Here is a 22,395-nt window from a genome sequence, read left to right on the forward strand (position 1 = left end):
AAAAGCTCCATAATCAAACTTCGAGTAAAAGCACAGTAAATCATATTCCCTCGCGCCTCATACAAACCAAAAGCTTTAAATAAATATTTTTTAGCGCCTTCAATATCGCCCAGATGGAATCTGACTATCCCTCGTCCACAGTATGCTTCTGCACAATCAGCATCCAAAGATAATGCCTTTTCTAAATCAAAAAGTGATTTTTTTTATTCCCCAGACAAAAAATAAATATTCGCCCTATTTATATAGGCTGATAAACAGTTTGGGTCAAGTGAAATTACTTGATGGTAATCTAAGATAGCTGCTGGGTTGTCACCAGTTAAATTTTTATACGTATCAGCCCGATTTAGATAAGCCTGGACTAATTTTGGATTCAGAGCGATGGCTTTAGTATAATCTTCAATCACCTTGGGAAATTCTGACTTATGACAGATTTTTGACCGAGCTAATCCTCGATTATTATAAGCTTCAGCAAAATTCGGATTCATTGCTAATGCGTTATCGAAAAGTTGAATCGCATTTTCATATTTTTCGATTTGAAACTGAATTAGTCCTATAGTATTGTGAACTTCAGCAAAATTAGGATTAAGTAGTAATGCCTCTCTAAAACACTCGATAACTGCATCTAAATTGCCTGATTTTAGATGTGTCAAACCTTGATTATAAGAAACCTGTGCTTGCTCTAGATTAGCTGTCTCCATAGCGTTGTTCTCCTTTTTTATTGCTGAAAAGGGCTATTCTAGGATAAATCTATCTTTATAAGTCTATTTGTTGTGTTTGAGATTTAGCTAATATTTTATCAATTTGAGTATTAGCATCCTCAAAAGTTTGCAATATCTGTGAAGTTAGTTTATTAGTCTGCACTCTCCCTGATTGCAAGTTGAAAATTACCTCTCCATTTTTCTGCGAAATAGTTAAATCTCTCTGCTGGGTATTGAAAGCCAAATCATAAATCTTTCCAAGAAATTGAGTGCCATTTTCATCAGACTTACCCCAGACCATGCCAATCCTTTGAGCAATTTGAGTCAGCCGACTGACGGCTTCAAGCTCAGATGTATCTTTATTCATTACTGTCAACGCTTCGGCTGATAATTGCTCACCAGCTTTAAACCCATTTGCAACTTCTACAATGCGTTTTTTGTAATTTTCCGACTTCCCTAATTTATCTGCGGCATTATACCAATTTCTCAAGTCATCAATAGTAACTGATTGAGTATGGACTGTTTGATTAGGTGAGGCTCTGTTTTGTGGTTCAGGAAACGGGATTATTTTCCCGTCCACATAATCCCCCAATGGCTCTAGATGTAGTCCCCACACCTGCTGTTTTTCGGTGAATAATTCTGGTAATGCCTTGGGTGAGTGCTTTTCCATGTCAGCCCATTGCTGTTGATAAACGGGGTCAGCAATCATATCAGGTGTGATTTGATACTGCTTACCGACTCGAAAGGCGACTTGCTTATCAATGCCTGTCGCCAGAGCAATATCGCCTTCCTTAAACCCATACTGTTTGTAAGGCTCATAAGCTCTAGTAGTGTGAGTTCTGCCATATCCGCGCATGGCATCAATGCAAGTATTTACAGGTAGTGGGTTCGGCTCACCATGCATCATTAAAGGATAGTTCATCGGAATCGGTTTGCCTTTGATGACGGGAGGGGCGACATTTTGAACCTCTTGGTTTGGGTGGAATTGAGCGCTTTGTTGAGGCGGGGACAATGCTGATTGAGATGGTGGTTTCAAAAACTGCGGTCGTGTGGCGAGGGAATTAACTCTTTGTTGATAGTCACTATCCGTTTCAATAATTGACCCAAATTTCTTGGTCATGTTCTCCAAAATTTTGGGGGAAATTGAACTGCTGACTAAGTGAAATACTGCTAGACCTTTTTTAGTTTCCCTGATAACATCTCCTGTTGGTACTTGCTCCCATTCAACTTTTTGAGCAGTTAACCATTTAGTCACAGTTTCAGCTTTCTGGTTGTCAACAGCCAAGCCCATGACTCCAAGTTTTTTGTTTGATTCTGTAGAAAATAAGAAAGTAGGACGCTCTTTAATATGATGTAGAATTGGCTCACTACTATCAATCATCTGCTGTTGTTCAGAATTAACCAATTGAGTCCCAAAAGCCTGAAATTCCTTCGTCCATTTCTGGGGATATTCAACGGTATTACGGTCAATTTGAGCGCAAATCACTGAGAAATTACTTTCAATGATAGCGTCGGCGGGTGTAAGTTTTCCGGTTTTGAGTAGCCCAAGTTGTCTGAGCGCGTCTTTGTCTTTTTTGAAGTGCAATACCCCCAAGGGTTCACCATTCAAAAACACAGCATCTCTAGTTTTAGAAGCTGAGGTTTCGATAGTCAGTTTTCGGTAATCTTGATCATTGAATGTCTGACCAGAAAAATCATAGAAGTTAATTTTATTAATTTTGAGGAGATTTCCATTGGGAGACTCACCCAGGACAAAAGCTTGATCTCCTGTCTCAGAGATTGACGTGAGTTTCAACTTTAAAGGATTACCATTTTTGAGATAATTAATTTCTTTTAACTGTTGGACAGAATCACTGTCTAACTCACCCAAGGTTTTGCCATCAAGTTTGATTTTCACTGTTTTGTCAATCACCGGCACAGTGCCAAATTCTAAGTTGACCGGTTCGGCGTTAAAAACAAGTCCTGCATAAGAGAAGTTCTTGAGTTCACGGATAGTAATTTCAACCGGCTCGTTTCCTGGTAGTCCAATAGTTGCTGATGCTGTGGCAGGTTCTACCCCAACCATACAAGAGAGCGCTTTCGTTCCAATGGGAAGCTGTGCGGTTCTGGTTTCGAGCATGGCGAATTCCTTATATTCGCCGTCACTATCCTGGACAAACATTAGCCTGGAAACATGGCGCTCATGCCCAACTGGGTGGTGAGAAGCTCTGATTTCTATCGAATGTTTTTCATGAGCGTTCCAGTCTCGACCTAAAAATTGATTCGCTTCATTATTCAGTGTGACTAACTTCGGTTCGGTAAATTGCAATTTATCTAAGCGAGAGATAATCTCATTGGGGAAAGCAGCGAAGGCAAAATTAGAAACTTTTTTAGCGATCGCTTGGGGGTTTGCGTTTTCTTTTCTTGCAACTTCGAGTTCATCCTGGCGGGATGCACAGATGTTCCAAGCGGCGGCGGATAGAGCAAGTTTTTCTGACTCTGGGATAGAGGTATAAAATGCGAGAGCCGCCTCTTGTGCCTTGTCGAAAAGTAATTTAGTTTGGCTTCTAGTAAGTTCTGGTTTTAGTTCTAGGAGTTTAGCTCCCTGCATGGTCGTCCCCGCCTTGAGATTGTAGTCAGTCACAGATTGTTGGCTAACTGTCCCCAGGTTGCGGTAAGCGGGTTTTCCATTTTCCCCAACCTCGTCATCTATCTGTGCAACTGCTAATAATTTATGGGGGCGTTCACTGTTTGTGAATTTAATCTCATCTAGGCGAATATTAAGTGTCTGGGCTTTCCAGATTAGGGGATGCCTGTAGCGGGTGAGGTTGGTAATTTCGAGTTGCGTTCCTGAATCCGTTTGAACAATTGCGCTAGGACCAGACTCTGTTTCTCGCCGCCTTGAGGCACGAACCGCAGCGTTGAATTTCCGATCAAACTCGTACTTGGCGGCGATCGCTGCAAATTTTTGCTGTGGTGTAAATTCCACTCCTTTGAACAAGTCTTTAAACTGGACGATGGGACGCGATTCTAACTGTGATTCTTGGAAATATTTATTGGTTTGGCTAATTAATAATTCTACTGGTGAGTAGCCCTTTGGTGTTATCCCCGTGTTTAAATAAACTGAAGGCGACTTTTTATCTTTAATATAATTAACATCACGATATAAGTAGCGGCTGTTTTCCCGGATTTTATCCATCTCAGGTTTTTTAGCACTTTTGAATAAATCAACCGCTATTTGGTTTTGATAACATCCTTCTTCAATCATGCTCCGGTACATTTGACGGTTAATGTCCATTGCTTGCTGGATAATTTCGGGAGTTCTGTTAGGATTCTCTGCTAAAGCTACAACAGATTGCATGAAGGGTTTGTACTCTGCTCTAATTGGTTTGGGCTTCTCGCTATATTCCTGTTCAAATAAACTTTGATAATAGCTAGATACTTGCTCTAAATATTCTGATTTTTGTTCTAAAGTACCGTAAGTCTTTAGTACCTCAATTTCTGATTCTAATGCCTCCAGTGCCGTCACTTGATTGTTGATTATGCCCACGCTGATGCTATCGCTCATGTGAATAGCGATTTTTTCAAAAGGGGGCTGGCTTCCATCGCTGGGATCATAAAATGACTGTTTTTTGAGCTTAACCGTGGGCGAATAGGCGTTTTGGGGAAGATTTCTTCGCTCTGCCTCTGCTGTTAAATTGGGGTATAAGCTAGCTCTCGCCACACCAATGCAATCACCATCGTAGTCTCGTGCTTGGCGTTCTGATTCGGTTTCTGCTGGGTCGATAAAATCAACATCAACCAAGAGTGCTTCTAACTCTGTAATTCTGGCTTGTATGCGCTTGTGGTCTTCGTCATTGACTACAATTATGCCTTGCAAAGATTTCCCATCTGGAGCAACACGGTCTTCAACGTGTTTATTATTAGAAACACACAAACCATTAGAGTTGAGGAAAGGAGAGCGAAAATTAAGAACTTTTTCTCCAAGCTTCAGCCAAGGGACACAAATTTCACCATTTTTGAGTTCCTTGGAGGGAATAATCATTCCTCGGTCAAAAGTAAGCGTTTTCCCAATAGCAATATCTCGCCACTCACTTTGTACAAACCGATTTAATTCCTGTTTAACCTTCTCAGTTTCTAATAACTGCTGATGCCCTAGTAAATCGGCTTTAATGAGTTGGTACATAAACAAATCATCTTTGGTACTCTCATCATCCAATTCCTGATCTGCATCTAAGTCATCATTTGTCCTTAAGTTTTTAACATCTGCTTCAAGATTTGTGACTTCTCCTATTTTTAATTTATTTTGGCTCAATGATTCTTTACGTTTTTCGTATCTTTCACAATAGTAAGCAGCAACAATTCTTGGGTCATTTTGAATAGAGGCTAATCTTTGAGCTTGTACCTCTAGTTCCTCGGCAAAATCTTTCATTCCTTGGGGGAAAGATGCCAGCAGTTGGGAGATAGACATCTGACCTTGTTGAGATTGCCCTTTTTCAGCTAACCAAATATTTTGCTGATATAATCCTGGCTTAATCTGCGGTTTAGTAGATCCCTTGGGTCTATCCTTGTCTGTTCCCTTAAAACTGCTTATGGGGAGAATTATCTCTATTTTTGGTTTGTTATTTGGATTTGCATATTTTATTCTATCTAGTCTGTATGGTCGGAGCGTTCCTTTGCCAAAACGATATTTAGTAGTATCTTCTCCAACTCCATCCACCCAACCAAATCGATGCTGAATTACACGATAGCTTTTATCTACTTGGGATTCTCTTAAGGTTAACAAGTCATAAAGCTGTGTTGAAATCTGCCCATAACAATCGCCAACTAATTTATATGCTAAATCATTTGATAATATTCCTCCATTTTCACCCCTGTTATCAGTAGAATCATCTACTACCAGAATGTTTAGCTTTTCGTGGATCGCATTTTTACAAGCCCCAAGGAAGATGGAACCATAAGCGCCCCGGTCTTTACTATCTGGACAAATCTTTTGAATCGTTTCTAAACATTCCTTTTCTCCATAAAGTAAACGAGTTTTTGAAGATAATAGTAAAATCTGTCCATCTGGATGATTTTTTAAATCTTCGTCTGTACTGTATTCATCTGAATGTCCAAAGGAGAATTCTTTGTCAGGAAAGTAAAATTCTAGTAAAGTATTACTGAGCTTTTCAGTTAAAATTGATTGAGAGTTCGTTTTGTTATCGTCTATATAGATCCACTGATTTAAACGAGGGTCAAAATGCTTCAATTCCAGAGTCATAAGATTTGAAACTTGATAAACATTAATTAAATTTTTGAGAGGTTTTTATGTCAAGGATTAAGCGCTGGATAAATATGAATAAAAAAGAATTCAACCCAGATGGAAGTTTGAAAAATGAAGCCCGACAACAAATGTTGTCTACAGGAATGAGTAACGAAGCAATTACTGACTATGCTCTTTCGTTGAAAGAAGAATACGACGAGTGGAAGCACTTGGACGAAACTGATCCAGAGCCGTGGCCAATCTACACAGCCTACGATTTCTTCACTGAACAAGAAAAAAAAGAATTCAACCCAGATGGTTCTCTCAGACCTGAATATATAGAATATGCTCGTCAAATTGGCATCAGTGAAAGTGCGCTGGAACAGCTTGAGTGGCGTAAGAAAATAGAGGTTGATGATTATAATGAAATGTCTGCCGATCACATAGAACAAGGCATTAACTTTGGTGAATGGTTGATGCAAGGGAGGATTGGAAACAGCAGAACTTACGTCCAACGTCGGCAGCAGATGGAGCAAGACCTGCGTAACTTTGAGGATGTTGACAGTTTGCCTTTCGACAAGGACACCTCTTATTAAAGTAGGTGAGTTACCCTGTAAAGAAAGTTTTATCCATCAAATGCAGTGATTTGACCTGAATATGTGAAAAAAGCGATCGCCTCACCTTGGCATGAAAGTAAATATTCATAAACTGCCTTTTTACTTCGTTGACTTGAAAGATTTTAGAGATTGCTGATGGAATATCATAGTCAGTAATCACAGTGCAGTAAATAAATATACCGCACTGTCACTGTGTTTATCTATGGTGTTTTCTACTGTGTGGTAGGGTGTTTTTTGATAATTGTTTGCTAAGAGATAATTCCGACGAAGAATTATTAGATATTGATGAAGTAGCTATTTTATACGTCGCAAAATAGCAAGGAATAGCGACTAAAAAGATTAAGGTAGCCTGACCAATTATTTTCCACGAGTTGGAAGTCAGTTGAGACTGAACTCGCCGAAAGAAAACAGACTCTAACTTTTGCTGAGTCGTGCGATTTTTCAAGTACTCTAAAACTTGCAGACATTCAGATATGTCCTCGCCTTTGTAGACTTTTTGACACAGTAGAATTTCTAAGCGTTCAATGCGACGTTCTGGAGTTGATAAATTGATATCGTCCCAATCATCCCAAAGCAAGGTTTGTTGTAGTTCAGACATGAGCATTTCTTAATTATTTACGACGCTTGGATTTGTTCTTGTTACGTTCGTACTCAGCAAGGATATTTTTGAATTGTTGGGGAAAAATCACGGTTTTCTTATCTAATCGCAGTAAATAACATCCCCCAGAGTCACTTTTACAAGCGATGGTGGTAGGCCAGTTGAGTCCTGCGATTAGCCCAAAAGTAGTGAATGTGACAATGCCACTCAGGAAAAATAAAGTACCAGAGCGACCAGAGCCGACCCAAGCACCAGCCCAGAAAAGAAGTTCTTTGAATTGTTCAAACCGCTTGTGACGAAGTTTTTGACGTTGTGTTTGTGCTTCATTCCAAGCTTGGAGCTTTAAAAGCTTTTGGGCAGCAAGTTGGGTGGCTTTAGCATCAGAGGCTTTATCTACAAGGATATCAATGGTGCGTTCTCTGTTATGAATTTCCTGTTCTAGCTGGTAGTCGTATCGCTCTCTGATTCGCTGGGCAATTCCATTAATTGAACAGAATTCGGGGGTAAGGAAAATACCCGATGTTTCTCCATCAACCTCTGCAAGGGACTTGGAGTCTGGGACTTTCCCTGAAGTTGCTGCATAATCTTATCTTCTAATTGAGCAAAGAGATAATCGCTTCCTTGAGATTGTTGTCCTAACTTGGCTAGGGCCTTTTGAACGTACAAGTCCTTAACTAATCCCGATGGAATTTTTTCAGCCAGATAATCTGTAACTCTATCAACTAAGCCAGCTAAAGCTTCTTCTGATTCAGTATTAATATTTCCAATGCTACTGGAAATATCAGGTGTTTCTTCACTAACGAACCCAGAGGCTTGGATAAAACGCTCGACTTCTTGGTGGGTATATTCCTCTTTCTCTCCTAATCCACAAAAAGCCAAAATCCTGGAAGCTTGTGTCAAGGTGAGCTTCAATCCCTGTTCACGAGCAGCAATCAACAATTCAGTTATATCTAATGGTTTAGTCCCTTTTTTGGTAGACTTTTTCTCATTTTTGGTTTTCGGTGCAGAATTCTCCTCTAAACTTTTTTGAAAAAGTGTTGTAGCTTCTTGATAATCAGATACTTGTCCATCCTTGAACCACTGACGAACAATATCAAACCGAGTTTCAATCTCTGCATCAGAGTATTCCTGTGTGTCATCAGTCAGTCCACAAGCTATCAATGTTGCTAAAACATCCTCTGAGGACAGAGAATACATATTCTGCAAGGCTTCTTTAGTGTAAGGCATTACTCATCTCCTTCTAACCGAACATTTGTCCAACAGCATTGTCATTTTGATTTTCTAGAAAATCTATCACTGGTTTGAGTATTGCTGGTTTAATCAATTCCTCCTCGTCAGTCTCATCTTCATCATTAGAGTTAGTCATATTAGATACCATCAAATTTGATAGGCTTTCCTCAAAATTCCTCAGCTCATTAAATATTTCTGATTCAATAACGCTTTTATTAGTCACATTAGATACAGGCAGATTTAATCCCATTTCTTGTGCTGTTGGTCTAGCAGAAATATTTGAGGAAGAATTGACAGGAAAATCTTCTAGTAGAAAGGCTTCAGATAGAAGCAGAATGTGTAGTTTCAATCTGTAAATTGCAGTTCTAGCATGTTGTCTTAATTCGGCTTCAGAATAGTTCCCATTTGCCTTTAAAGCAAAAGGCAACCAATATCCAAACAAGGCAGGTAATACCTTATCCCTCTCAGCAATCCCATCACCCTGCTTTATGTAGTTTATTAGAGCAATACTAGACGGCTCTTTGTTCATCGAAATTCGACACCGATAATCAACTCTTTCGTTTTTTTCACTCATTCGCCCCACCTGCCCTAACAACCTCTTTGTTTAAACTCATCCTCTGACTACAGAGAAAGAAAAATAATCCATAAGCGTCTGTCAATCGATAGTTAAGAGACTTAGAAGAGACTTGAGGAAAACTATTGACGATTTGTGCCTCCAAATTTTCACACCAGTTCACATTAGAAAATGAAAACAAGCTGTTTAACTGGGACTGGAAATAATGTGCAGTCCCTCCACCGATAATCACTTCATCAACATTGCGAGGAATTTGCAACTTTAACCAGTTAGATAGCATCATCCAATATTCTTGTCTACTATTAGCAACGGCATTACGCATTCGGGAAATTTCATGCTCTCTATAGGCTGGTTCTACACTAGAAGCTAATTCACTCAACGCTTTATAAGAAGAGTTTTTCTTTGTCTTACAAATCGCCCATATCAAACGATCTACGTTCAATCCTGATGTCTGATTCATCACTGATTCAACCATTTTTGAGAAACCTAAAGGTTCTGTTTTGCCTTTACGCATTTCTCCACGCTCGATTAACAGAATGCTTATATCTCTATAACCCAACATTACAACCGCGATCGCTTGTTCTTTGATATTAGAGCTAGCACCTCGCCCCCTACTCAAGATTCCTCCTCCTTCGGGAAGACAAATAAATAATTCTAGTGAAAATGCTTTTGAAGATCCTTTGAATTTGTAGTCAGAAAGGGCTGTCTTCACCAAATTCTGAAATAACTCCCGATCCTCAAATTCTCCCCAAGGCAGCAAAATCCCTAAATGAACCGATGACCCATTTTCTAAATTGTGTTTGTCTGCGATCGCTCCCACAATCGCCAACGCTTTAGCCAAAGCTAACTCAAATTTCCGCTTTTGCAATTGCTTGTCAGCATTGAAGCGCTTTTTGGCTAAGAACCCTACTGCAAAACACTTCTGTTCATATTCAATCCAAGCACTATCTTCAGGATTCGACTCTCCCATCTTGTTCCGTTCATAAGCTTCTAAGCTTCCTAACGGCACTGTCGCTACCTCCGGCTCCATCAACATCAACATTGGATGGAATGGTTCTAATGTGTAAAATCCCCTCGAAGATGAACTACCAAGGTCTATCACTACCCTTAACAAACTCACACTTACCACCTCCTATTTAGAAATTATTTTCTGTAATTTATTTGTAGCAAAACATCCCAGTACAGCCATAACGAACTGATGTTATTCTTCAGCCAATTGTAAGATAAAACCAGTAAAAATAATGCAAATAAATTAGCTTTTTATGTCATTTTAAAGGCACTTCCTAGCACTTCCTAGAACTTCCTACAAGTCGAATTCATGTTTAGCGTATGTCACTCTTATGTCAAGCCCACGGCACTTTTACGGCATCCAAATTTTCATTTGCGACGCACAGTACGCCATATTTGGCGGAAACTTTTTCAGCGTAATTTGCTATAGTAAAAAACATCAAAGTTGAAAAATAAAAACATTGCTGTCGTCAAAGTTTTACCAAAATTTCTTCACTCGGCATCAAACAAAATTTTGTTTGGTGACGGGAATGAACTTTGGCAGCAATAGTTATTGGGTTAAGTTGTGTAAAGCTGATAGCAGAGGTGAACAATGCTAACAGCTGCCAACGTTTCCTCAGAGATGGCGGTGAAGTACTTCGTCAAAAACTACTACCACCACGGCAAGTCACGCTGGAGTGGACTAGGTGCAGAGAAACTTGGATTGTCAGGGTCAATTGATAATGAGCTTGAATTTACCAATGTAATCGAAGGGCGATCGCCCGATGGTCTTGAGCAACTTAATGCCAGGGTGTTAAAACCCAAAGAACGCAGGGCAGCACTAGACTGTACATTCTCTGCGCCCAAGAGTGTGAGCCTAATGGCGTTGGTCGGTGGGGATTCAAGATTAATCGCCGCGCACCATCAAGCATTAAAGGAAGTGATCGGGCTGATGGAAAGGCGTTATGCCATAACGAGGGTGACACAAAACAACGGTAGGCACAGGGTAAACACGGATAACTTGGTGGTCGCGCAGTTTGACCACATCGAGAGTCGGGATTTAGATCCACATCTGCACACCCACTGCTTAGTCATGAATACGACGCAAGCTAATGATGGTCAGTGGATGAGTTTGGTGAATAGTGAGATATTTGCTAACAAGAAATTCCTGGGGATGGCATACCAGAGCTATCTAGCGGCAGAAGTCCAGAAACTAGGGTATGAGGTAGAACTCAGAAAACATGGACAATTTGAGATTAAAGGTTTTAAAGAACAAGATTTAGAGACGTTCTCAAAACGGCGGCAGCAGATCGTAGCTCTTGCTGGTGCATCTTCTTCATGGGCAGAGCGAAACCAAGTTTGGGATACTACTCGTCAACGCAAGCAAAAGTGGAAAGAGGCAGAACTCAAATCGCTGTGGTATGAAGAAGCTGCGGCACTAGGCATCAGTTTCGTCAAGCCTTCTGAGCCAAATAGTCAAGTAGTTGCTGATTCTCTTGCCGAACCCAAAGTTGAAGATGCGTTGGCAGATGCCATCGCTCATTGCAGTGAGAGGAATGTTGCCTTTAAACTTGAAGATTTAGAAAAATTTATCCTCTCTGAAAGACTTTTAACTGATGTAAATGCGCTTGAGCCATTAATCAAGGAGCATCAGGAGTTAATCGTTCTGCCGGGAATGGAAAGACAATATACAACATGGACGGCAGTAAAAAGAGAACTAGCGACGATTGAGTTGATGCAGTCAGGAATTGGAGCAGTTAATCCGATACTGCATACACAAGTAGCTTCAAGCCTTTTAGAGAAAACCTCACTAAACCTTGGGCAGCAGCAGGCAGTTAGTCTAGCTGCAACGACAACAGACCAATTCATTGCGTGGCAAGGGGTAGCTGGTGCTGGTAAGACTTTCGCCCTCAAGGAATTAAACGCGATCGCACTCGCTCAGGGCTATACAGTCAAAGCTTTTGCCCCTTCATCAATGGCAGCTAAGGTATTAAGTGAGGAACTAGGTATACAAGGCGAGACTGTAGCCAGTTTATTAGTGTCTGAGCCAGCACCCCTAATTGAATCAAATCAGATTTGGATTGTGGATGAGGCAGGTTTACTTAGTGCCAAAGATGCTCATGCCCTGTTAGAAAGAGCGACCATTGAGGGAGCAAGACTATTGCTAGTAGGTGATACCAAGCAATTCTCGGCTGTCGAAGCTGGAAACCCATTCAAATCCTTGCAACAAGCTGGCATCAAGACCGCGCACTTAACCCAATCAAACAGGCAGCGTAACCCAGAGTTAAAAATTGCAGTAGACCTAATTGCAGATGGGAGAGTAGAAGCAGGATTTAAGCAATTATCGGCAATAGGCAGTATTCAAGAGGTATCATCAGATACCATAAAAGAGATAATTGCTGCTGACTATATAGGATTAACGAAAGAGCAACGAGCGCGAACATTGGTACTGGCTGGCACAAATGTTGAGAAGTTGGCACTTACCCAGGCAATCCGAGGCAAGCTAAAAATTGAAGGAAGTTTAGGGGCAACTGCAAACATTACCCAGTTGCAAGCTCTAAACTTGACCAAAGTGCAGCTGCGCTATACCCATAACTTTGAACTAGGTAATGTGGTGATGCCAACGCGCAATTACAAACGCCGAGGTTTAGAGAAAGCCAAGGTGTATGAAGTCGTCGGCAAGAACACCGACCGATTAATTTTGAAAGCAGACGATGGAAAGCAGTTAGAAGTAGATGCCAATTTTGACAAAGCTGTTTACCAACGTGATGAAATTGAGATTGCTGTAGGCGATCGCTTGCAATGGAAGAAAAATGACCGACAGTTACAAAGGCGAAATGGACAAGAATTTGTAGTCACGGCGATTGAGGGAGATTCCGCCCAAATTCAGTATTTAGATAGCAATCGAACTGAAACTATTAACCTAAAACAGGCGCAAAACCTGGACTATGCCCTTGTCAGCACAATCTATAGTAGCCAAGGTAAAACCACTGACCTAGCCTTGATTGCGGCAGATCACACCATTGGGCAAGAAAGTTTTTATGTAGCGATTAGTCGAGCTAGGCACAACGTCAAACTTTATACTAAAGACAAATCAGAATTGCTGGAACTGGCGCAAGAGTCTAAAGCCAAAGATAACGCCTTAGAATTGCTGATGAATTCCTTAAAAGCGGAACGAATTCAGGCGAAAACTGCCTCAGTCAGTCCAAGAGCTAATCAGCCGGTAGTAAAACTTGAAGTTGCAATAGCAGAGCCTGTACTGAAAGCTCAACCAACAATCACAGAACAAGTCTCCTTGCCAGTTAGTCAGTCAGTTAGTCAGCCAGCCCCATTAGTTACAACGAGTTTAGAAACTGTTGCCAAACCCACTCTCAAAGAGAAACGTAGAGATGATAGAAAGTCTCCTGCTTTTGAGAAACCAGTATTAAAGACTGCTGCCCCAACAGAAGCATTTTGGATACCTCAAAAGCAAGAAGAAGTACCTAATTTTATTGAAACAAAACACTGGCAAGAGTTTGAATCAAGTGTCATTCACCCAGAAATTGCAGCGCTAAACTTTGAAAGCCTTCAGTTCAACTATGCAGGTGGTGAGCATGAGGCTTGGGAAAGACTCATGGTTAGTGAAAAGCTGAATCGAACAAATACAGGACGGCTAACAGATGGTTTTATAAGGGCATATTCTCATCTTGATGCTGGCGGTTGGTGGTGTGATGCTGGAGTTGATGCGCGTTCATTTGCTGATTTGACTCCAGGTGATAAACCTTTGAGCAAAAGATGGGGATGTTACAAGCCGAATACGCCCAGACCAAAAAAAGATGAGGAGAACCAGGTAATTGAAGGGAAATTCATTAAATATGAGCATCCCCCAAAAGTTGAATTAAGTATCTTCTTGCTAGATGTCCCTGACGATATTGCCGAACGCATCTACTCGAAACACAAAGTTAACCCCACCCAGCAGGAGCGCCAATCAGGATTTTGGTATTGTGTATGGAAATATAATTTACCGTGTGCGATCGCAGAAGGCGCGAAAAAAGCAGCCAGTCTGTTGAGTCAGGGTCATGCTGCCATTGGGCTACCTGGGATTTCGGCAGGATACCGAACTCCCAAAGATGAGTTTGGCAAGAAAATTGGCAAGTCTTACCTACATGAGGAATTAGCGGTTTTCGCCACACAAGGGAGAGTTTTCAAGTTCTGCTTTGACTATGAAACCAAGCCCGAAACGAAGCTCCATATCGAACGAGATATTTCCGTAACTGGAAGATTGTTACAAGAAGCTGGAGCAAGAGTAAAAGTCATCAACTTGCCAGGCCCAGACAAAGGTGTTGATGATTTCATCGCCGCAAGTGGGCCACAAGCTTACGAGAAACTGAGTCATCTTGCTCCAACCTTTCGGGACTGGCAACAGCAGAATCAGCATTCAAAGACTGCGGCTTTTCCACCTTTGCGTAAGCCGATACCAGAACAACGTTCTATACAACTTGAGGGAACAGGCAACAGGGAACGGGCAACAGGGAATGACAAATTGGATCTCTTACCAACACACAGGGAAGAGGAAATAGAAAAAACTGTTGCCTGTTCCCCATTGCCTGTTCCCTATCTTTTACAAAATAAACCACAGGTACAAACCCATGACTTTAACCAACGACAACAACCCAACACAGATACAGTTGCTAACCGAGAAGATAGAGCAATTGACCCAGAAAATCGAGCAGTTACAAACCAACAGCCAGCAATTGACCCAGAAAATCGAGTTCTTAGAAACGAGCCAAGCCGAGAACCTAATCGAAATAAGCGCGAATCAGTCGAACTTCTTGCAGCAATTAACCGAGATGCTGAACTCGAAAAAGTCTTCGAGCATGGAGACGATATTGCAGGAATTAACCAAAGCTCTACACATGATGGGCTTCGAGGTCAACGAACAGAGAAACTCTCAAGACAAGTTAACGGACAAAATTCAACAATTTTTAATAGAGAAGCAAGTTATGTCCATTCTTCACAACAAGCCACCAGACAACTCTTAAATACAATCTCTGATTATGTTGAGCAATCAGCTATTGAGTCTGCTTTAACCCAAACAATATTAGGATTAACAGAGCAACTTTCTCGATCTCATCAACAACTTCTTGCATCTAAGACTACATTCAGTGACTTTGAAACAGCCTTGACTCAAGAGTTACAATCACATGCAGAGAAGAAAGCCATTCTGTCAATCTCTGATTATATTGAGCAATCAGCTATCGAGTCTGCTTTAACCCAAACAATATTAGGCTTAACAGAGCAACTTTCTCGATCTCATCAGCAGTTAGTTGAAGCTCAAACTGTATTTAATGACTTTGATGAAGCGGTTACGGCTGAGTTGCAATCTCATGCAGAGAAGAGAGCTATTTTATCCACCTCTAACTCTGTTGAGCAATCAGCTACTGAATCAACCTTAGCTAAAACATTGCTAGCAGAATTAAAGTTGCATCTCAAACAGATGATTCAGGGTTTAGATATTAAAAGATTGGCTGCTTTAGTTATGGAAGTAGGAAAATATGTCAAAGGTGAAAAGGTAACAGGAGCAAAAGTCAGTGAGTTATTTACGAGTGTTACAACTGATGCTTTAGCTTTGACTTTTGAGGAGAAAATGAACATCGTTAGGCAACTGATTAGAGATGACAAACCATCGATTCTGAAGAGATTGAAAATAAACCCTCAACAATCAGATGATAACGGGGAGCAAATCCGGTTTCGGCGCTAACTTATCAGTTATCAGTTATCAGTTATCAGATATTTCCATTAACTCATTCAAATGATTAGGATTAGTATCATTTTTATGCTCCCCTTTGATCATGGAACAGGGAGGCAGGGGAGATAGGGGGCAGAGGAGAGTTCAATGTGCCAAGTTCAATCACCTCTGCCCCTCTGCCCCATATCCCCTCAAGCTTGTGAAAAATGCGGACTTACCTGTGCATACTTCTAAATTGTGATTCTTGTTGAGAATCCTGCTGAATTTGATGATGCATATCAACAACAGATTGAACCTTATCAAGTGCCTGTAACTGTTTCTCTGAAACGTTAGGCGATAAAACTCCATCAGTGAGAACAGTCTCGCCGTTTTTGGCACGAACAATTACATTATCGCCAAGGCGTTCAAAATCAAAATTTGTACTTTTAAAACTCTTAGAACCATCAGGGTTATCTTTGCCCAAGATATTCAGCATTGCTTTGACACTCTGTTCAATTGCTTGACCTTTAACATCCTCAACAGCAGCCTGTAGTTCAGTTCGAGTATTGTCAATAGCTGACTTGACACCCATAAGGCTTTGATCAACCGTGTTTTTAACACTATCTACCTGTGTACGTATCTCTTGAGTTAAGTTACCAACTTGTTGATTGAGTTCATTTCTTACACTGTCAGTCTGATATTTAACTTCATCCTTGAAGCTAGTAATTTGTTCATTAATTTGAGATTTAAGTGAAGTAATTTCCTTTCTGACCTTCGTTACTTCGGGTGTCAGCACATCTTTAATCCGCTCAAAAACATTCTTGGCAGTTTGTTTTACCTTGTTCTCAACCGTACCCACCCAATTTTGAAGAACCGTATTTTGAACTTGTGGTAAAAACCGTTCATTTACCTGTGACAATGCTTTTTGGGTGTTTTCAATCAACTGTTGCTGCTTCTCCAAGGATTTACTCATTTCGGCAACTTGAGCAGCTAGTTGTGATAAAGATTCGGGTGAAAGCTGTTCTGATTTGATACTATCTACAAGTTTTTGTTGTTCGCTTAGTTTTTTCTGCAATACTTGCACTTGTTTTCCTAAAGCTTCTACACTGTAGATTCGCTCATTACTTACAACTTTATTTTTCTGTGATGCCGGAGCTAAACCTAATTTGTCAGTTAGTACTTCTCCATTTTTAATATGGAATACTTTTTCATTACCAATTTTAATAGAAATTGCACCTTGAGAATTTTTCGGGTCAGACAGAGCTTTTTTTAAGTTCTCTACTATCGTTGGTGTTAATAAGTTTTTAGAGGGGGATTCTCCCAATGTTCCTTGATAAACTTTGTTAGAGCTAGAGTAAATATGAACATCCTTGCTGGGATCTAATCCTTTTTCTTTAGCTTTCGCATGGATGAGTTTGAGGAGAGATTCTAAAATTTCTAGATAATCTCGCTTAATCTCTTTAGCTTCGCCATCATCAATCATTATTTTCACCTTTGAGAATTGACTGAATTAACAGTTCAGGATTAATTGCTACTTCTGGTAAAACTATTCCACCGAGTTTATTAAGAACCTGTCTACCTTCAATTTCAATGTAAGCAAATTCTCCATCAATCATCACTGTTATCGATGATGTATTTTTTTCAGCATAAGATGGGACATAATCTTTCATCACACCATTTAATACAAAAATATTGGCATCATCTGCATCGCCACTATAGACTTCAATACACTCAGGAAGATAGTTAGCATCAAAAGGCAAGTTATCCCAACTATCAGCAGTGTTTAAAATCTCGCTCGGATATTTATCTGCTAGGGCTGCTATATCAGGAGGAAGTTTAGCAATTTGTTTTCTGTCATAATCAGAGAACGGGTAAAACTTACTTGGTGACATGAATTTTCTCCAGAGAATAGGGAACAGGGAACAGAATTTATCGTTGTAGCTTTTTAATAAGAGCAATAATCATCCGGCTCTCTTATCGTAGTAAAAGGATAATTAACGGGCAACAGGGAACAGGGAATAGGGAACAGGGACTGTCTGTGACGGGGGATTTAAGCCCCCGTCAAGACTTACCACCTATAGGTGGGGGACTCAGACCCATTGGTGGGGAGAGGGAACAAACGGACGAACTGTTGCCCGTTGCCCGTTCCCTGTTCCCTCTCCCAAAGGGAGTTAATTCTATGTCAGTTTGGCTACATAATCCTACTCTCTGAGATAAAATAATATGTGTTTCTAATTCGTTAAGTGAACCTTGGGCAATGTTAAGAAATCTTATATACTCAGCCGTTGATCTTCTTCCATAGCCTTCTGCTATGTTAGCTGGAATAGATGCCGCAGACCTTCTGATTTGTTGTACCATTCCATACAACTCATCTTTAGGAAAGAGTTTGGTCAAAAAATAGCATTTCTCAGCTATATCTATACCTTTTTGCCAAATCTTTAAGTCTTTAAAATCATTAATTTCTGACATATAAAGCCTTCATTTATTACTAATTTTTTCTATTCTCTGTTCCCCGTTCCCTGTTCCCTGTTCCCTGTTCCCTTTTTCTTGCCTAAATCAGACTTGCATATTCTGATAATTGCTCTTGATTTTCTATCAAAGGTAACAATTTTATCGCGGAGGCTCGGCGAATTTTCATTTCTTCATCTACTGGAGTTAAGAGAGTAGAGTTTTTAGATAAGAACTTTTGAAACTCGTACCAAGCTTTCACACTGTCAGCTTCCGATTGGATTTCATGCTGAGGAATCTTAATTGATTGCAATATTGGCAAACTTATTTGACCACGAGAACGAAATCCGGGACTAATAATTACTGCTTTTCCCGATGGTAAAGTGTTAAATTGATTGACATCAAATAATTTTCGGGTACTGTTTTGGTCAGAATTAGAAATGCTTGCACCACCCTTGCCTCCTGATGAGCGAGAACGTTGCTTGTATTTAATTTCTTCTTCACCTAAAAACTTACTAAATCGTTCGGCGGCGACATCATCTTGGGGATTAAAGAATGCTTTGGTAGCACAACCACCAAATATTGCATTAGTTGTGTTTTCACCATAAGATTCAATCAGCATTGAGAGATTTTGTAAACCTAAGATAGAAATTAGTCCATCCTCGCGGTTCTGATTCAGCCAATCAACCAGTGCTGGTAAATAAAGAGTCGGTAATTCATCAATCCCCAACACCAAAGGACAAGTACGTTTGTTAGCTACATTCCGACTAACTAATAAATGCAGAATCGAGACAAGCAAAGGGGCAATTACATCACGCTTTTCTTTGTTCATCCCGAATACCACCATCTGCCGCCCCTTCAAATCCAGTGGAATATTAGTTTTTCCACAGAACGCTGCTAATGCCGAGGGAACCATAAAACGGCTGAACAATCCGCTAGCTGTACCCACAATACTAGCTGCTGTTTCTGGCGACCCTGCAACAGATACAAACTGTGCGAAAGCCTCTCTAACCATGAAGTTTAGATTTTCTGCTTGCTCAATGCGCTTAACTAACTTTGGCAATCCTAGTATCGCTTGGCACATCATGATATCTGGATACTCTGTGCCCCTCGCCAGCATAAAGACGGCTTGGACTAACTGATCGCCAGCGTTGGTAAAGAAGCTATTTCCAGAATCTTTATCACCGAGTTGGAAATTGCGATTGAGTGTAATCGCAAGCTGTCGTGCCATTTCTGAGTCTTCATTACTGCGAAGAAAGTCTATAGGGTTGGCAACTGCTGATTCTGCAAAGCCTGGGGCAAGCACAGTAACCTGATAACCGCGTTCTATCGCATACCCTGCAAGTATTGGAGCTTGCCCTTTAGATGGAGAATCAGCTGATTCCTGGGAGGCATATTTGAAATCATATAAAGCCAGAGGTAAGCCCTGATCAATTACAGAGCGAATCAGGGGATTAATCATTGAAAATGACTTTCCACTCCCTGGTCCACCACAAACTAGGATGCCTCGCTGTGCCTCTGGAAAATAAAGGGTTGTTGAATCTTCAGGGATGCAAGTTCTACGGACACCATTAATAACCTCGCTCGTTGTATTTTTGGGAGTTCCCACATACAGCGATACTCGGTTATGCAAGCGTTGCTGGATTTGTTTACACGCCAACTGACGAGCCGCTGTTTTCTCTCTTGTCCCGCCCCAGCGCGCTGTCGCTAGCTTGGCAATACCTCCCCTACTATCAATGATTTTGGCGATTACGATCACCGCGCCACAGGCGAATACCCCTAAACCTGCGGGGGAAAACAGAGCCGATTCAATACCTGGGGGAATAAATTGATTTGGCTTAACCTCTGTCTTAGGAGTCCCTGTCATCGTCCCGTCCCCACGATAACCAAATCATTCTCACTCACGGGCAACCAGGGAACTGGGCCAATGAAGTAAGGGGTGCAAGTTTTCTGCTGAAATGGCGGTCGCGCACAGATCCTAAAGAATAAGCCAAAGTCGGCAGTCCCAAAAGATTCATTAACTCCAGTTAGCGCCACTTTGAATCCACTACCATAGACTAGCCGCCCCGTGGGTTCCTTGCCCCCATTCACTGCGGCTAGAATTCCATAACCACCCTTGACTTGTTGGGATGAACCAGATGCCCAACGCTTACCATACAAGCTACCTTCAGAACCGACAAAATCACTCATTTCTAAGTATGAGCATTCAATGCCTGGAGGACAGGCGACTGTTAAAGTGCGATCGCCTCTGACAACACTGCCAGATACAAAGTAATTGTTACCTGCCTTTGCATCGCCTTTTTCAGCCGTCCCAAGTACAACCGACGCGATACCCACAACGTCTATCCCAGACCTAATAGGCTGAGGCATTTTATCAAAGGGCACTTGACTTAATTTAGGAATTTGATTGACATAAGCTTGCTGCCATGATTCAAACTTTCCTAGCTGAGTTTTGGTCAATCCAGGAATTGAATTAAGAGAATACTTACTTAGGTCAATCTTGTCTAGCGTCAAATCTGCGGCTTGAGGATTTGAACTGATAGCCTGAGAAATAGTGCCGCCGCCGCCGTTCTTGGAGAATAGATCGGCTAATGGGGGAACTTCTGATAGGCTCAGATTGCTTAATTCAGGCATCGCCTTGACCAATGTTTTTGGCGTTTGCCATTGGATTAATCCAAAGTCTTTGAGGGTGGGTTTGGTGGTTGTGGCTGTAGTGGGCAAAGCCACTGTGCTAATGGACTTTAAGCTCAAGGCAGACATCTTAAAGGCATCATCTGCATCGCCCAGCATCACAACAGAATCTACTTTTTGCCCTGCTGTCCACGAACGCGAGGGATCGTATCCAAAAACTGAAATCAGGTTTTTAGGGATTGTTAAAAATCCTGGCTGTTGAACGGGTGGCAAAGTATCCCATGTGATTTTCGACCAGTCGGGGGCAGCCGTTTTGTATTTGCCCTGCGAATAATTAATTGTTGGGGTTGCCTGGGTAGTTGTCGGTGTCTGTGCGATTGAGGCGGAAAGTGGAAGCACCGAAGCGATCGCAGTCAGTAGAAAGAGTTTATATTTCATGATTTTTTTTAGTAATTGGTCGCTTATATTTATCTAATTCTTGGCGAATAAACTTCACAAAATTGTTCACAACCGCCCCCATTGAAGTAATTGATGAAAAGTAGTTTTATCGACCTGAGAAAGTGAAATTGCCTCATCTCTTGTCTTGCCACGCCGTAATAGTTTGATAGCATCTTGCACCTTGTTCCAGGTGGTAGATCCGGGTTTAACTTGACCTTTGCGCCCAGCTTCTGCTAGCCCAAAAGCGAGAGCATTAGCATCGTTCCTCTGAATCGCACCATTTAGCGTAGTCCCAGGATTGGGGCGTAAAACGGCAACAGGCTGAGGTGGGGGGACTTTTATTGTTTGTGGTGGCGGCGAGGGCTGCGGGAAGTCTGACGGCGCTGATTGCGGCTTTTGAACTGTTAGCGGTTGCGGCGTTCGCGGACGGGGAATTGGCAATGGGCGCTCCGAATCCGATTTAATCACCAAGCTTGTATAGGCTGGGTTGCCAGTAGCGGGGACTATCTTAAATTGATACTGCTTTTCATTGGTAAGCACTGTAATTTGAGTACTTCCATTGCTGCTAGAAGTAACGGGAAAGTTGATCGGGTCAATCTGGCGAAGAAAGATTACAGTCGCTTTACCTCCTGTGCAGTTAGAATCACCGCCTGATGACTGGCATAAACCACCGTTTGAGGTAAAAGCAAAGCGACTTGGATCGCCAATCCAAACTTGCTTGATAGTCTCTCCCGTAGACATCAAATTAATAGTTAATCCGTAACCCTTCCACACCTTTAATTCGATCGCCTTGGAGTTTGCATCATTCTCATAAACCGTTCGGATGGGCATTGCCGACACGCTTGAGGCAGTTGCTATTAAGAGGGTTGTAACAATAGCGAGTTTATTTAACATTTTTACAGGGAACTCTTAACTCTTAACAGGAAAGATAAAACACGTAGTATCAATATTCAGAGGAAGCGTATTCATCCGTGGGGTGTTAATTGCGAATTGCGTACAGCCCTTTGGGCATGAAAACAGCGGAGCGGGGCGTTAGCCCATTGTGAATTGCGAATTGACTAAAGCGATATTGTTTGATTAACGAATATTTGTACTGGCTTACCAACGTCAATCACGAATACTTCTTCTTTGCCGCTTAACTGTTGCGAACGTGTAACATTTGAGCTTTTGATATTATCAAGAACGCTATTAGGGACTTCCAAAGAATAAATTATTCCAAGAAAAACAAGAAATATGTTTTCTC

The 22,395-nt window shown here is 41.2% G+C and carries 15 protein-coding genes; 2 read left to right on the forward strand and 13 right to left on the reverse strand.

The genetic code is table 11. From position 1 onward, the window contains the following. Positions 1 to 203 precede the first annotated feature (203 nt). Positions 204 to 698: a tetratricopeptide repeat protein gene (locus HWQ42_RS19365; protein ID WP_292815100.1), complete on the reverse strand. Its 495-nt coding sequence runs from the start codon at positions 696 to 698 to the stop codon at positions 204 to 206. Between the two features lie 55 nt (positions 699 to 753). Continuing rightward, positions 754 to 5,940, reverse strand: a complete 5,187-nt coding sequence (locus HWQ42_RS19370) for a hypothetical protein (RefSeq protein ID WP_292815102.1) — start codon at positions 5,938 to 5,940, stop codon at positions 754 to 756. Positions 5,941 to 5,987: 47 nt separating this feature from the next. Between HWQ42_RS19370 and HWQ42_RS19375 the strand changes: the two genes are divergently transcribed. Continuing rightward, positions 5,988 to 6,518, forward strand: coding sequence for a hypothetical protein (locus HWQ42_RS19375; RefSeq protein WP_292815104.1), 531 nt, complete (start codon positions 5,988 to 5,990; stop codon positions 6,516 to 6,518). A gap of 217 nt (positions 6,519 to 6,735) precedes the next feature. Here HWQ42_RS19375 and HWQ42_RS19380 read toward each other — a convergent pair whose 3' ends face one another. The 4 genes from HWQ42_RS19380 to HWQ42_RS19395 form a co-directional block, all read right to left on the reverse strand. Further along, positions 6,736 to 7,137, reverse strand: coding sequence for a hypothetical protein (locus HWQ42_RS19380; protein ID WP_292815105.1), 402 nt, complete (start codon positions 7,135 to 7,137; stop codon positions 6,736 to 6,738). Positions 7,138 to 7,575: 438 nt separating this feature from the next. Continuing rightward, on the reverse strand, positions 7,576 to 8,364 hold the full coding sequence (locus HWQ42_RS19385) for a hypothetical protein (RefSeq protein ID WP_292815107.1): 789 nt from the start codon (positions 8,362 to 8,364) through the stop codon (positions 7,576 to 7,578). Between the two features lie 13 nt (positions 8,365 to 8,377). Beyond that, complete coding sequence (locus HWQ42_RS19390) at positions 8,378 to 8,941, reverse strand: hypothetical protein (RefSeq protein ID WP_292815109.1); 564 nt, start codon at positions 8,939 to 8,941, stop codon at positions 8,378 to 8,380. Further along, positions 8,934 to 10,061, reverse strand: a complete 1,128-nt coding sequence (locus HWQ42_RS19395; RefSeq protein ID WP_292815111.1) for a ParM/StbA family protein — start codon at positions 10,059 to 10,061, stop codon at positions 8,934 to 8,936. The genes HWQ42_RS19390 and HWQ42_RS19395 overlap by 8 nt, the downstream gene beginning before the upstream one ends. Before the next feature lie 480 nt (positions 10,062 to 10,541). Here HWQ42_RS19395 and mobF point away from each other — a divergent pair, with 480 nt between their 5' ends. Beyond that, positions 10,542 to 15,668 (forward strand): MobF family relaxase, encoded by a 5,127-nt coding sequence (mobF, locus tag HWQ42_RS19400; RefSeq protein WP_292815112.1) that lies wholly within the window; start codon positions 10,542 to 10,544, stop codon positions 15,666 to 15,668. Positions 15,669 to 15,870: 202 nt separating this feature from the next. On the opposite strand, the gene HWQ42_RS19405 is transcribed toward mobF, so the two are convergent. The 7 genes from HWQ42_RS19405 to HWQ42_RS19435 all read right to left on the reverse strand — a co-directional run. Continuing rightward, positions 15,871 to 17,118 (reverse strand): hypothetical protein, encoded by a 1,248-nt coding sequence (locus HWQ42_RS19405; protein WP_292815114.1) that lies wholly within the window; start codon positions 17,116 to 17,118, stop codon positions 15,871 to 15,873. Beyond that, positions 17,111 to 17,527 carry a hypothetical protein gene (locus HWQ42_RS19410; RefSeq protein ID WP_292815116.1) on the reverse strand — a complete coding sequence of 139 codons (417 nt, stop codon included), beginning with the start codon at positions 17,525 to 17,527 and terminating at the stop codon, positions 17,111 to 17,113. The genes HWQ42_RS19405 and HWQ42_RS19410 overlap by 8 nt, the downstream gene beginning before the upstream one ends. 169 nt (positions 17,528 to 17,696) lie before the next feature. Then, positions 17,697 to 18,104: a four helix bundle protein gene (locus tag HWQ42_RS19415; protein WP_292815117.1), complete on the reverse strand. Its 408-nt coding sequence runs from the start codon at positions 18,102 to 18,104 to the stop codon at positions 17,697 to 17,699. Positions 18,105 to 18,186: 82 nt separating this feature from the next. Next, positions 18,187 to 19,950 carry a TraM recognition domain-containing protein gene (locus HWQ42_RS19420; RefSeq protein WP_292815118.1) on the reverse strand — a complete coding sequence of 588 codons (1,764 nt, stop codon included), beginning with the start codon at positions 19,948 to 19,950 and terminating at the stop codon, positions 18,187 to 18,189. Then, on the reverse strand, positions 19,947 to 21,152 hold the full coding sequence (locus tag HWQ42_RS19425; RefSeq protein WP_292815119.1) for a hypothetical protein: 1,206 nt from the start codon (positions 21,150 to 21,152) through the stop codon (positions 19,947 to 19,949). The genes HWQ42_RS19420 and HWQ42_RS19425 overlap by 4 nt, the downstream gene beginning before the upstream one ends. Before the next feature lie 66 nt (positions 21,153 to 21,218). Then, positions 21,219 to 22,046, reverse strand: coding sequence for a hypothetical protein (locus HWQ42_RS19430; protein WP_292815121.1), 828 nt, complete (start codon positions 22,044 to 22,046; stop codon positions 21,219 to 21,221). 164 nt (positions 22,047 to 22,210) lie between these two features. Beyond that, on the reverse strand, positions 22,211 to 22,395 hold a 185-nt coding region (locus HWQ42_RS19435), incomplete at its 5' end, for a hypothetical protein (protein WP_292815123.1).

Origin of the sequence: Nostoc sp. JL23, from assembly GCF_017115065.1 — a bacterium.
Lineage (GTDB): Bacteria > Cyanobacteriota > Cyanobacteriia > Cyanobacteriales > Nostocaceae > Nostoc > Nostoc punctiforme_A.